General features: G+C 63.0%; 11 protein-coding genes. 2 read left to right on the forward strand and 9 right to left on the reverse strand.

Going from position 1 to position 13,004, the window contains the following annotated elements; translation table 11 throughout:
• Nucleotides 1–13: 13 nt before the first annotated feature.
• Nucleotides 14–217 carry a twin transmembrane helix small protein gene (locus AC07Y9_RS08145; protein ID WP_007924318.1) on the forward strand — a complete coding sequence of 68 codons (204 nt, stop codon included), beginning with the start codon at nucleotides 14–16 and terminating at the stop codon, nucleotides 215–217.
• Nucleotides 218–225: 8 nt separating this feature from the next.
• On the opposite strand, the gene AC07Y9_RS08150 is transcribed toward AC07Y9_RS08145, so the two are convergent.
• The 4 genes from AC07Y9_RS08150 to coxB all read right to left on the reverse strand — a co-directional run bounded on the left by AC07Y9_RS08150 (nucleotide 226) and on the right by coxB (nucleotide 4,556).
• A complete protein-coding gene (locus AC07Y9_RS08150) occupies nucleotides 226–1,113 on the reverse strand; it encodes a cytochrome c oxidase subunit 3 (RefSeq protein ID WP_007924319.1) in 888 nt (295 codons plus the stop codon).
• A 27-nt stretch (nucleotides 1,114–1,140) separates the two neighbouring features.
• Entirely contained in the window at nucleotides 1,141–1,695 is a 555-nt protein-coding gene (locus tag AC07Y9_RS08155; protein ID WP_007924321.1) for a cytochrome c oxidase assembly protein, read from the reverse strand.
• Nucleotides 1,696–1,744: 49 nt separating this feature from the next.
• Complete coding sequence (ctaD, locus tag AC07Y9_RS08160; protein ID WP_009041514.1) at nucleotides 1,745–3,346, reverse strand: cytochrome c oxidase subunit I; 1,602 nt, start codon at nucleotides 3,344–3,346, stop codon at nucleotides 1,745–1,747.
• A gap of 82 nt (nucleotides 3,347–3,428) precedes the next feature.
• Complete coding sequence (gene coxB, locus AC07Y9_RS08165; RefSeq protein ID WP_053263243.1) at nucleotides 3,429–4,556, reverse strand: cytochrome c oxidase subunit II; 1,128 nt, start codon at nucleotides 4,554–4,556, stop codon at nucleotides 3,429–3,431.
• 372 nt (nucleotides 4,557–4,928) lie between these two features.
• On the opposite strand from coxB, the gene AC07Y9_RS08170 reads away from it, so the two are divergent.
• Nucleotides 4,929–5,579 carry a hypothetical protein gene (locus tag AC07Y9_RS08170; protein WP_007924324.1) on the forward strand — a complete coding sequence of 217 codons (651 nt, stop codon included), beginning with the start codon at nucleotides 4,929–4,931 and terminating at the stop codon, nucleotides 5,577–5,579.
• Between the two features lie 132 nt (nucleotides 5,580–5,711).
• On the opposite strand, the gene AC07Y9_RS08175 is transcribed toward AC07Y9_RS08170, so the two are convergent.
• From AC07Y9_RS08175 to AC07Y9_RS08195, 5 genes are all read right to left on the reverse strand, one after another.
• Nucleotides 5,712–7,280 (reverse strand): SulP family inorganic anion transporter, encoded by a 1,569-nt coding sequence (locus AC07Y9_RS08175; protein ID WP_102678762.1) that lies wholly within the window; start codon nucleotides 7,278–7,280, stop codon nucleotides 5,712–5,714.
• A gap of 90 nt (nucleotides 7,281–7,370) precedes the next feature.
• A complete protein-coding gene (locus AC07Y9_RS08180; RefSeq protein WP_007924326.1) occupies nucleotides 7,371–8,105 on the reverse strand; it encodes a carbonic anhydrase in 735 nt (244 codons plus the stop codon).
• A 529-nt stretch (nucleotides 8,106–8,634) separates the two neighbouring features.
• Nucleotides 8,635–9,693 carry a PA0069 family radical SAM protein gene (locus tag AC07Y9_RS08185; RefSeq protein ID WP_053263239.1) on the reverse strand — a complete coding sequence of 353 codons (1,059 nt, stop codon included), beginning with the start codon at nucleotides 9,691–9,693 and terminating at the stop codon, nucleotides 8,635–8,637.
• 188 nt (nucleotides 9,694–9,881) lie between these two features.
• Nucleotides 9,882–11,207, reverse strand: coding sequence for a cytochrome c (locus tag AC07Y9_RS08190; RefSeq protein WP_102678761.1), 1,326 nt, complete (start codon nucleotides 11,205–11,207; stop codon nucleotides 9,882–9,884).
• A gap of 12 nt (nucleotides 11,208–11,219) precedes the next feature.
• Nucleotides 11,220–13,004, reverse strand: a complete 1,785-nt coding sequence (locus AC07Y9_RS08195; protein ID WP_007924329.1) for a GMC family oxidoreductase — start codon at nucleotides 13,002–13,004, stop codon at nucleotides 11,220–11,222.

Raw genomic sequence — 13,004 nt, forward strand, 5'->3', positions numbered from 1 at the left:
CCCGGAGCCCACCATGCTTAAAGCGGCCATCGTCCTGTTGCTGATCGCCACGCTCATCAGCCTGTTCAGCGGCCTGTTCTTTCTGGTCAAGGACGACAGCAGCTCCCATCGCCTGCTCAGGTCGCTGACCGTTCGCGTGTGCCTGGCCGCGCTCACCGTCGGCTTGATCGCCTGGGGTTTCTTCAGCGGCCAGCTGGTGTCCCACGCGCCCTGGTAACGCCGCGCTCAGAGCACGTAGACGAAGACAAACAAGCCGATCCACACCACATCGACGAAGTGCCAATACCAGCTGGCCGCCTCGAAACCGAACTGATGCTCGGCGTCGAAGTGCCCCTTCATGATGCGCATCAGCATCACGAACAAAATCAGCGTGCCGATGGTCACGTGGGCGCCGTGAAAGCCGGTGAGCATGAAGAAGGTGGCGCCGTAGATGCCCGAACCCAGGGTCAGCCCCAGCTCGTGGTAGGCGTGCAGGTATTCCTCGGCCTGGAAGCCGAGAAACGCACAGCCCAGCAGCACGGTGATCGCCAGCCAGATTTTCAGCGCGCCGCGGTGACCGTTCTTCAGAGCGTGGTGGGCGATGGTCACGGTAACGCTGGAACTCACCAGCAGCACGGTGTTGAGCAGCGGCAGGCCCCAGGGGCTGATGACTTCCTTGGGCGGCGGGAACAGCTTGGAATCGGGGTTTTCAAGCAATGGCCAGACGAACTCGAAGTTCGGCCAGAGCATGTGCGCGATGCCCTTGCTGCCTTCGCCGCCCAGGGCCGGGCCGGCGATATGGCGCACGTAGAACAGCGCGCCGAAGAAGGCGATGAAGAACATCACTTCGGAAAAGATGAACCAGCTCATGCCCCAGCGGAACGAGCGATCCAGCTGGGCGCTGTACAGGCCGGCGCGACTTTCCTTGATCACCGCGCCGAACCAGCCGAACAGCATGTAGGCCAGCAACAGGCTCCCGACGAAGAAAATCAGCGGGCCATGGGATTCCGGGCGCGCGGCCTTGAGGTCGTTGAACCAGGTGGCCAGGCCGAACACCGTAACGAACATGCCCACCGTGGCGATGATCGGCCACTTGCTCTGGGCGGGAACGTAATAATGCTCATGAGTTGCCATTTATTGTTCTCCTTATCGGGCACCGTCTTAACCGCCGGTGTTGGTGCTCACGGCCACCGGTGGATGACGCGCGGTGATATCGAACAGCGTGTAAGCCAGCGTCAGGTGCTTCACATCCTTGGGCATGTCGCGGTCAACGATGAAACGTACCGGCATCTCGATCTGCTGACCGGGCTGCAGCACTTGCTGGGTGAAACAGAAGCATTCGGTCTTGTGGAAATACATCGCGGCGCTGCTCGGCGAAATGCTCGGGATCGCCTGGGCGCTCATCGGGCGGTCGCTGGGATTGCGGGCGATGAAGATCATCTCGTTCACCGCGCCGGGATGAACCACGATGTCGTCGGCCTTGGGATAGAAGTCCCAGACCATGTCGATCGCGTTGGTCGACAGGAACTGCACGCGCACCTGGCGCGAGACATCCACTTGCTGCTCGCCGGAATACTGCCCGCCGGTCTTGCCGTTGATGCCCAGCGCCTTGCACATCACGTCGTAGATCGGCACCAGGGCAAAACCGAAGACGAACATCGCCGCCACCACCAGCAACAGGCGGGTGACCAGCTTCTTCATCGAAACCTCGGCCATCAGCGACCTCCTGCTGTTTCAGAGGCGAGCGGGCATCGCACCAGGCTGTTCATTTCACTTCCGGCGGTGTGGTGAAGGTGTGGTACGGCGCCGGCGACGGCACGCTCCACTCCAGCCCTTCGGCACCGTCCCAGGGCTTGGCCGGTGCGGGTTGGCCGCCACGGATGCACTTGATGACGATGAACAGGAAGAAGATCTGCGTCGCGCCGAAGGTGAACGCGCCGATGGACGACACCATGTTGAAATCGGCGAACTGCAGGTTGTAGTCCGGGATCCGCCGCGGCATCCCCGCCAGGCCGACGAAGTGCATCGGGAAGAACGCCATGTTCATGCCGATGAAGGACAGCCAGAAGTGCAGCTTGCCCAGGGTTTCGTCGTACATGTGCCCGGTCCACTTCGGCAGCCAGTAATAGGCCGAGGCGAAGATGCCGAAGATCGCGCCCGGCACCAGCACATAGTGGAAGTGCGCGACCACGAAATAGGTGTCCTGGTACTGGAAGTCCGCCGGGGCGATGGCCAGCATCAGCCCGGAGAAGCCGCCGATGGTGAACAGGATCACGAAGGCCACGGCGAACAGCATCGGCGTCTCGAAGGTCAGCGAGCCCTGCCACATGGTGCTGACCCAGTTGAAGACCTTGACCCCGGTCGGCACCGCGATAAGCATCGTGGCGTACATGAAGAACAGCTCGCCCACCAGCGGAATGCCGACCACGAACATGTGATGCGCCCAGACGATGAACGACAGGAAGGCGATACTCGCCGTGGCGTAGACCATCGAGGTGTAGCCGAACAGCGGCTTGCGCGAGAAGGCCGGGATGATCGCGCTGACGGCACCGAAGGCCGGCAGGATCATGATGTACACCTCGGGGTGACCGAAGAACCAGAACACATGCTGGAACAGCACCGGATCGCCGCCGCCGGCGGCGCTGAAGAAGCTGGTGCCAAAGTGGATGTCCATCAGCATCATGGTCACGCAGCCGGCCAGCACCGGCATCACCGCGATCAGCAGGAACGCGGTGATCAGCCAGGTCCAGACGAACAGCGGCATCTTCATCAGGGTCATGCCGGGAGCACGCAGGTTGAGGATGGTGGCGATCACGTTGATCGCGCCCATGATCGAGCTGATGCCCATCAGGTGGATGGCGAAGATGAAGAAGGTCACGCTTTCCGGCGCGTAGGTGGTGGACAGCGGGGCGTAGAAGGTCCAGCCGAAGTTGGGGCCGCCACCGGGCATGAACAGGGTCGAGACCAGCAGCAGGAACGCCGCCGGCAGCAACCAGAAACTGAAGTTGTTCATCCGTGGCAAGGCCATGTCCGGCGCGCCGACCATCAGCGGGATCATCCAGTTGGCCAGGCCGACGAAGGCCGGCATCACCGCGCCGAAGACCATCACCAGGCCATGCATAGTGGTCATCTGGTTGAAGAATTCCGGCTGCACGATCTGTAGGCCGGGCTGGAACAGCTCGGCGCGGATCACCATGGCGAACGAGCCGCCGAGCAGGAACATGGAGAAGGCGAACCACAGGTACAGGGTGCCGATGTCCTTGTGGTTGGTGGTCAGCACCCAGCGCATCAGGCCCTTGGCGGGGCCATGGGTGTGGTCGTGATCGCCAACGATGGCATGACCCTGTTCGTCGCTCACAGCGTTCATGGCCTGTCTCCTGTAAACGGGTGGGCTGGACGATCGAGGGCGGCACGCCCTGATCGGCTGCGGGAACACGCAATGGACCGGGTCATTTGCTTTGCGCCTGTTTCAGAGCCAGGACATCCTTGGGCGTCACCATGTCGCCCTTGTTGTTGCCCCAGGCGTTACGTTCGTAGGTGATCACCGCTGCCAGGTCGACTTCCGACAACTGCTTGCCGAACGCCGCCATGGCGGTGCCCGGCTTGCCGTGGAAGACGATGTTCAAGTGATCCGCCACCGGCCCGGTGGCGATCTTCGAGCCCTTGAGCGCCGGGAACATCGGCGGCAGGCCCTGGCCTTCGGCCTGGTGACAGGCCACGCAGGTGGTGTGGTAGACCTTGTCGCCACGGGCCACCAGCTCTTCGAGGGTCCATTCCTTGCTGGTCAGTTCCTTGAGCTTGAGGGCTTCGGCCTTGCGTTCGCCCAGCCAGGTGTCGTAGTCGGCCTGGGTCTTCACGTCGACCACGATCGGCATGAAGCCATGGTCCTTGCCGCACAGTTCGGCGCACTGGCCGCGATACAGGCCGGGCTTGTCGACCCGGGTCCAGGCTTCGTTGACGAAACCGGGGATCGCATCGCGCTTGACCGCGAAGGCCGGGACCCACCAGGAATGGATGACGTCGGCGGAGGTCACCAGAAAGCGCACCTTGGCGCCGATCGGCAGCACCAGCGGCTGATCGACTTCCAGCAGATAATGCTCGCCCTTGGCGCTCTGGTTATGAATCTGTTCGGCGGGAGTGGTCAGGTTGCTGAAGAACTCGACGTCCTGGCCCAGGTATTTGTAGTGCCACTTCCACTGATAACCGGTGATCTGGATGTCCACATCCGGTTCGCTGGCGTCGTACATCTTGATCAGGGTCGCGGTGGCGGGAACGGCCATGGCCACCAGGATCAGCAGCGGCACCACGGTCCAGAGGATTTCCACTGTCGTGCTTTCGTGGAACTTGGCGGCCACCTGGCCGGTGGAGCGGCGGTGCAGGATCATCGACCAGAACATGGCGCCAAAGACAATGACGCCGATCACCACACAGATCCAGAAGATGGTCATGTGCAGGTCGAATACCGCGTGACTTATATCAGTCGCTCCAGGCGCCATATTCACGGTCCAGGCGCCATGCGCCTGGCTGAATACCGACCACAACAGGAGGCCCATCCAGACTTGTGGATGTCGCATCATTGCGGGTTCCCCTTATCGTTCTTGTTATCCCGCCGGCTTGCACCTGCGGCCAAGGGAGCGGCTGCCTAGACTACGAACTTAAACCGCCGAGCCTTCGCTGCGCATGCAGTCGGGCGTCATCAGCTAACTTCATTCAGACCCGAGTATAGACAGCGACTTCGACCTCGCAACGCGGTGCCGTAAATCCACTGAAACAGTTTGCCGCTGCCTTATAGGCCACGGTTGGAAAGGGATAGGGGATCAATGATGGCGAAGCGATATAACCCAGACGACTAACCATGAAATAATTATGAAAAATACGTCTTAAACGATTTCGTGAGCAGGCTAACTTATGTCTTCCCTAATTAATTGCCCTTGTTTCCTGGAGTATTCATGAACACCGCCGCATTGCGCGAGCAGATCCAACGAGCCCATCAACATGAGTCCGGCACCGGGCAATTGCGCCGTCAGCTGGAAACCCAATTGCCACACCTGCACCCCGCCATCCAGCTCCCCGAAGTGGACGCCCAGGGGGTGATGACCCGTTTTGTCGCCGCTTATATCGATCAGGTTCCCGACCTGCTGGACGCCGCCAACGAAGTCGCGCGCGAAGCCGGTATCGAGTCGCAGATCAAGCCGGTGCTGAAGATCGCCGAGCAGTTCTTCCTCCAGCCGCCCGCCATCATGGCCGGCCACGAAGGCCTGGACAGCCTGCTGGATGAAGCCTATCTGGCCCATCGCCTGGTGGAGGAGGTCAACGACCTGTACATCACGCATTTCGGCCAGCCGCTGATTCCCCTGGACACCACGGTGGCCAACCTGATCGCCCACCAGTTGATCGGCGAAACCTTCGCCAACCAGCTGGACGAAGCGGTGCACCATGCGGTCGACGCGATGCTCGACGAAGAGAGCTTCGCCCTGGAGTCGGTCGAGGCCTACCGGGAAAAGCTCAACAGCCCCGACACCGATGCCGCCTGGAAACGCTGGCCGTGCCTGTCGCGCCAACTGGGCGTGGAGCTGGAACTCGACCAGCCGGCTGCCTGAGGATTGCAGGTGGCGACCCTGTAGCCGCTGCCGCAGGCTGCGATCGACCGGCACGGTCGCAGCGATATCACCGACGCTGAAGGTCCTTCGGACCTTATCGCAGCCTTCGGCAGCGGCTACAGGGCTACAGACTTACGCCCGGCTCAGGCCTTTGGCCTCCAGCTTCGAGGCCGGGCTCACGCCCACGTTGGTGTGCAAGCGCCCCTCCAGGCGGCGCTTCAACCCGCGCGACTCGATCACCAGCTTTGAGCCCTTGGCCGCATTGGCCCGTCCCCACTCCTCGAGCAGTTCCAGGCAGGCATGGTCGATATAGCCCAGGTTATTGAGCGGCACATGCACCGTGGTGCCCGGCGGGATGCTGCCCAGCGCCTGGGTCAGGGCCGGCACCTTGAGGAAGGTCGCGGCGCCCACCAGGCGCAGCTCCATTTCGCCTTCGGCCGGCAGGTCCACCAGGCTGATCTTCAGCCGCGAAGCGCCCCAGGCCAGCTTCACCAGGGTCAGGCCAAAACCGATCAGCACACCGGTCAGCAGGTCGGTGAAGACAATCGCCAGCGCGGTCACGCCGTAGATCAGCATCGGCATCGGCCCATAACGACCCAGCTTGCGGAACGACTTGAGGTCCACCAGCTTGAAGCCGGTGTACACCAGCACGCCCGCCAGGCTGGCCACCGGAATGCTTTGCAGCACGCTGGACAGCAACAGCACGAACGCCAGCAGCCACAAGCCGTGGAAGATCGCCGACAGCCGCGTGGTTGCGCCCGCCTGGACGTTGGCCGAGCTGCGCACGATCACCCCGGTCATCGGCAGGGCGCCGAGCAACCCGCAGAGCATGTTGCCGATCCCTTGCGCCGACAGTTCACGGTCGAAATCCGAGCGCGTACCGCTGTGCATGCGATCCACCGCGGCGGCGGACAGCAGGGTTTCGGCGCTGGCGATAAAGGCCACGGCAAAGGCCGCGATCAGCAGTGTCGGGTCCGCCAGGTTGAGCAGGTCGGCCGGACGCAGCCAGTCGATCGCCTCGGCAAGGTTTGCCGGCACCTCGACCCGCTTGACCTGCAGCGCCAGGGCCAGGCTGGCAAAGGTCGCCAGGCCGACGCCCAGCAGGGCGCCGGGGATGAAGCGCAGCGAATGCGGGCGCAGTTTTTCCCACAGGAACATCACCGCCATGGTCGACAGGCCCAGCAGCCCGGCCTGCCAGCCAAAGCCACCGCCCAGGCTGGGCAAGGCCTGGGCCACCGCCTCGGGGAAGCCCGCGAGGTTATCCAGGCCGGACGCCTGGGGCTGGGCGTCGAGCATCACGTGCACCTGGGAGAGCACGATCAACACCCCGATCCCGGCGAGCATGCCGTAGACCACCGCCGGCGCCGTGACCCGAAACCAGCAACCCAGGCGCAGGCGCCCGGCCACCAGTTGCAGGAAACCCGCCAGCAGCAGGATCGGCCCGAGCATGGCGATACCGTGCTGGCGTACCAGTTCGAACACCAGGACCGCCAGCCCCGCGGCCGGACCGCTGACCTGCAAGGGCGAGCCGGCCAGCCAGCCCACCACCAGGCCACCGATGATCCCGGTGATCAACCCCTTGGCCGGCGGCATGCCGGAAGCGATGGCGATACCCATGCACAAGGGCAGGGCCACCAGAAACACCACCACGGAAGCGAGCAGCTCCCGTGGCAAAACAGCTTTCAATTGTGCTGCACGCATGATGATTCTCCCGAAGCTTTCTTCAGGCGTGGCAAAGCCTGACCGCGCAGACAGCAGTCATGGCTGAACCCCACTGGGATTTAGGAGGATTTAGAAGCGCGCTTTAGGCGTCGCAACCGGGATCGGATGGCGTCCGTCCAACGGCAGGAAACACCCTTGATCCGCGTCGTAGGCTTTGATTTCGCTGGTTTCGATGTTGTACACCCAGCCATGGATGAACAACTGGCCGTTGGCCATGCGCGAAGCCACCGAAGGGTGGGTGCGCAAATGCTGCAACTGGGCGATGACATTCTCTTCGGTCAGCACATGCATGCTGGCGTTCTCGTCGGCGCAGTCGCAGTTCTCCTGGACCATGGTCTTGGCCACTTCGGCGTGGCGCAGCCAGGCTTTGACCGTCGGCATCTTTTCCAGGCTCTGCGGGTTGAGCACCGCGCGCATGGCGCCGCAGTCGGAATGGCCGCAAACGATGATGTGGTGCACACCCAGGGCCATGACCGCGTATTCGATGGCCGTGGACACACCGCCGTTCATCTGCCCGTAAGGCGGTACCACGTTACCGACGTTGCGGGTCACGAACAGGTCGCCCGGGGCGCTCTGGGTAATCAGTTCGGGGACGATGCGCGAATCCGCGCAGGCAATGAACATCGCCCGCGGCCGCTGGGCCGTGGCGAGTTTCTTGAACAGTTCTTCCTGCTGTGGGAAGACCTCGTGATGAAAATGCAAAAAGCCGTCAACGATTATCTGCAGCGCTGCATCGGCGCTTTCGGCGACCTCCGGGGACGCTGAAGCCGACGCAGCCAACGGCTGTTTATCCTTGTCACTCATGATTCATCCTCTTTTGACGGATTAGGCTCTGTCGAAAAGTGGCTGCACTCGGTCATGCTGCGTTAAAAACAGGCTCGGAATGCTCATGTAGGCCCCTACACTCCGCTTCCTCGCCTTTTTTTGCCTTGCCTGACCTTCGCTCGCCGACTTTTCACTCAGACCCTTAGGTGAATTTTCCAGTTTTATCCGGCACGACGCCAGCGATTGATTAAAAAACAACCAGCCCGCTGACAGCGACCCGTCGGTCACTTGGTGAACAAGGTAGCCTTCCAAACTTAACTCAAACTGAACCGGCCGCTCTAAAACGCCACTATTGGCGATGCAAAAAAGGTGACCAGCGTATAGACGACGGTGCACCGGCTCTACTCCACCATAGGCCAATACCTCCTAGGCTCTGTACGAAAAGTGGCTGCGCTCGGCCATGCTGCGTTAAAAACAGGCTCGGAATGCTCATTTAGGTCCCTAAACTCCGCTTCCTCGCCTGTTTTTGCCTTGCCTGACCTTCGCTCGCCGACTTTTCGTACAGAGCCTAGAGCAACGACATCTGCCCTCCCGGCGGACAGAACGCCGTGCAGTCGAGGTTATAGCCTTCGCGCCGATCGAGCCCCAGGCGTTTGCTGGCCTTGGCGAAACGCTGCGCCAGCAGGGCCGCGAAGGGGCCTTCGCCGCGCATCCGTGCACCAAAACGGCTGTCGTACAGCTCGCCGCCGCGACACTGGCGGATCAGGCTCAGGACATGGGCCGCCCGCTGCGGATAGTGGGCATTGAGCCATTCCTCGAACAGCGGCGCCACTTCCAGGGGCAGGCGCAGCATCATGTAGGCGGCGCTTTGCGCGCCCGCGGCATGGGCCTCGGCGAGCAGGCTTTCCAGCTCGCTGTCGTTGATCATCGGAATCATCGGCGAACACAGCACCCCCACGGGAATCCCCGCCTCGCGCATCACCCGGATCGCCCGCAACCGCGCCTTGGGCGCCGCCGCCCGGGGTTCGAGGATGCGCTTGAGCTCGTCGTCCAGGGTGGTCAGGCTGATCATCACCGCCACCAGCCGCTGTTCGGCCAGTTCGACCAACAGGTCGAGGTCGCGCAGGATCAGCGAGCCCTTGGTGACGATGGTCACCGGGTGCCGGTAGCGCAGCAGCACCTCCAGGGTCCGCCGGGTCAGCTGGTGCTCGCGTTCGATGGGCTGGTAGGGGTCGGTGTTGGAACCCAGGTTGATCGGCGCACATTTATAACCGGGCTTGGACAGCTGCTGTTCGAGCATCGCCGCGGCATTGGTCTTGGCGATCAGCTTGGTCTCGAAGTCCAGCCCCGGCGACAGGTCCCAATAGGCGTGGCTGGGCCGCGCATAACAGTAGATGCAGCCGTGCTCGCAACCGCGATAGGGGTTGATGGAGCGGTCAAAGGGCAGGTCCGGCGAGCTGTTACGGGTGATGATGGATTTCGCCGTCTCAAGGCGCACCTCGGTGCCCTGGGTCAGCGGGGCTTCCTGGTACCAGCCATCGTCGAAGGCCACCGAGCGCTGGGGCGCAAAACGGTTGTGCGGGTTGGTCGCGGTGCCACGGCCGCGTGGGGGCAGGGGGCTGGACATGGGGAGGCGCTCCATTACTGTACTTATATACAGTAATGGAGGTTTGAGCTGTTGCAAAGCGCCGTCGGGCGGAGCACGCCGTTGGCGCTGATCGCGAGCAAGCTCGCTCCTACAGTTTTTCTGGCGCGCCATTCATTGATGATCGACGCGCCCTCTGTAGGAGCGAGCTTGCTCGCGATAGAGGTCGATCAGCCACCGCTGTGCTTCGTCACCTGCCCCAGGTCGTCGTTCGAGGTGCTTTGCAGGTCGCCCTTGCGCAGTCCCGCCACATCCGCGGCCTTCACCTCGGAACCCTGGTTGCCCCAGCTGGTGCGGATGAAGTTGACCACATCGGCCACCTCCTGGTCCGACAGGCGCCAGGCGAAGGCCGGCATGGTGAAGGTCGATGGCGCGGTATGGGTCGCCGGCAAGGTACCGCCCTTGAGCACGATATGGATCAAGGACGTGGCATCGGCACTTTGCAGCACCGGGTTGCCCGCCAGCGCCGGGAACACCCGGGTATAGCCATGGCCGTCGGTACGGTGGCACGCCGCGCAGTTGTCGATGTACACCGCCGCCCCCGGCTTGCTGTCGTCACCTTTCCACAACGCCTCGGCCACCGCCTTGTCGTACTGGTGCGGCTGGTCGTTGGCGTCCACCGCCGGCAGCGACTTGAGGTAACGGGCGATGGCCGTCAGGTCGTCCGCGGACATGTACTGCATGCTGTGCACCACCACGTCGCTCATGCCGCCGAACACCGCGCCGCGGTCGCTGCGACCGGTCTTGAGAAACTGCACCAACTGCTCTTCGCTCCAACTGCCGAGGCCGTCCTTGTGGTCACCGCGCAGGCTCTTGGCGATCCAGCCTTCCAGCGGCGCACTGCCGGCCAGGAAGTCGCTGCCTTCGCTGGCGCTCAGGGCTTTCTCCTGCATGGTCAAGGCGCGCGGCGTATGACAGGCGCCACAGTGGCCGAGGCCTTCCACCAGGTAAGCACCGCGGCTGACCACCGGGTCTTGCGCAGCCTGCGCCTGGCCACTGCCTTGTTGGCCCGCCACGCTTGGCGCGAACATCCAGCGCCAGCCGGCCAGCGGCCAGCGCATGCTCAGCGGCCAGGGGATGTCGCTGTCGCGATTGTCCTGGACCACCGGCGCCACGCCTTGCATGAAGTAGGCATACAGCGCCTGCATGTCGGCGTCGCTGACCCGCGCATAGGACGGGTAGGGCATGGCCGGGTACAGGCTGCTGCCGCTCTTGGCCACGCCATGGCGCACGGCCTTGTCGAAGTCGTCGAAGCTGTACTCACCGATGCCGGTCTTGTCCGGGGTGATGTTGGTGGAGTAGATCGTGCCGATCGGGGTTTCCATCGGCAGGCCGCCGGCGAACGGCTTGCCGTCCTTGGCGGTATGGCAGGCCACGCAGTCACCGGCACGGGCCAGGTATTCGCCCTGTTTGATCAAGGCTTGCCGATCGGTTTCGGCGGCGCAGAGGGAAGCGCTGCCGAGCAGCGCCAGGGTCGCGATAACGAGGGTTTTCATGGTCATCGCTCCTTATGCCTGGACCAGCGGGCCGGGGTTCTTCAGGTACTGCTCGCGGATCGCGCGGGCCGACCAGTAGGTCAACGCGGCCACCAGGCCGGTCGGGTTGTAGCCCAGGCCCTGGGGGAAGGCCGAAGCGCCCGGGACGAACACGTTGTGCACATCCCAGCTCTGCAGGTAACGGTTCAAGGCACTGGTTTTCGGATCGGTGCCCATGATCGCGCCACCGTTGAGGTGGGTGGTCTGGTAGGACGCGGTGTTGAAGTGCTCGCCGACCTTCTTGCCCAGCACCGCGATGGCCTTGGGGTTCATCGCCTCGGCGATCTTGCCCATCTTCTCGACCATGAAGCGGTTCATCTTGATGTCGTTTTCCTGCCAGTCGAAGGTCATGCGCAGCAGCGGCAGGCCGTAGGCGTCGCGGTACACCGGGTCGAGGTCGAGGTAGTTGCCACGGTAGGACTGGTGGGCACCGTGGGCGTCCATCGACACTTGGTGGGTGTAGTAGTCGGCGGTGGCCTTCTTCCAGGCGCTGCCCCAGGCCGGGGTGCCCGGCGGGTTGGAGGTGCCGGCGATCGGCCGGCTGCCGGCCTGGTTGACCCAGAACGGCGAGCCACCGACGAAGCCGTGGGGGCCGTGGTCGAAGTTGTCGGCGTTGAAGTCGTCCACCGCCACGCCATTGCCGCCGGCACCGATGAAGTTGTTGGTGTGCACGTCCTTGTCGAAGTAGGCCTTGATGGTGGCCATGTTCTGGTAGGCGAAGTTCTTGCCCACCACGCCTTCGCCAGTGATCGGGTCGTACGGCTTGCCGATGCCGGACAGCAGCATCAGGCGCACGTTATGGAACTGGAAGGCACCGAGGATCACCAGGTCCGCCGGCTGCTCGATCTCACGGCCCTGGCCGTCGACGTAAGTGACGCCGGTCGCGCGGGTCTTGGTGCTGTCGAGGTTGACCTTGAGCACGTGGGAGTTGGGGCGCAGCTCGAAATTCGGCAGCGGCTTGAGGGCCGGCAGAATGTTCACGTTCGGCGAAGCCTTGGAGTACATGTAGCAGACGTAGCCGCTGCAGAACCCGCAGAAGTTGCACGGCCCCATTTGCGCGCCATAGGGGTTGGTGTACGGCCCCGAGGTGTTGGCCGACGGCAGGTTGTACGGCTTGTAGCCGACTTCGCCGGCGGCTTTCTGGAACAGCTGGGCGGAGTAGGTGTTCTTCTGCGACTCCAGCGGGAAATGCTCCGAACGGTCCGGCGCGTAAGGGTTGCCGCCCTTGCCTTCGCCAACCAGTTGGCCTTTCACGGTCCAGGCCTGGCCCGAGGTGCCGAAGACTTTTTCCGCGTAGTCGAAGAACGGCTCCAGTTCTTCGTAGGTGACGCCGAAGTCCTGGATGGTCATGTCCTTGGGGATGAAGTTCTTGCCGTAGCGTTCTTCATAGTGGCTGCGCATGCGCAGCTCGATCGGGTCGGCGCGAAAATGCACGCCGGACCAGTGCAGGCCAGCGCCGCCGACGCCGTTGCCCGGCAGGAACGCGCCCAACTGGCGATTCGGCAGGGCCACGTCGTTGACGCTGTGGCGAATGGTCACCGTCTCCCGGGAGATGTCCTGGAAGAGTTTCTTGCGCACGCTGTAGGTGAGTTCGTCGATCACCTGCGGGTAGTTGCCGTCCGGGTAGGTGTCCTGCATCGGCCCGCGCTCCAGCGCCAGCACGTTGAGCCCGGCCTCGGTCAGCTCCTTGGCCATGATCGCGCCGGTCCAGCCAAACCCGACGATCACCGCGTCGACCTTCTTCATTACCGTTGCCAT

The sequence above is a fragment of the Pseudomonas sp. GW456-L12 genome, from assembly GCF_059424045.1.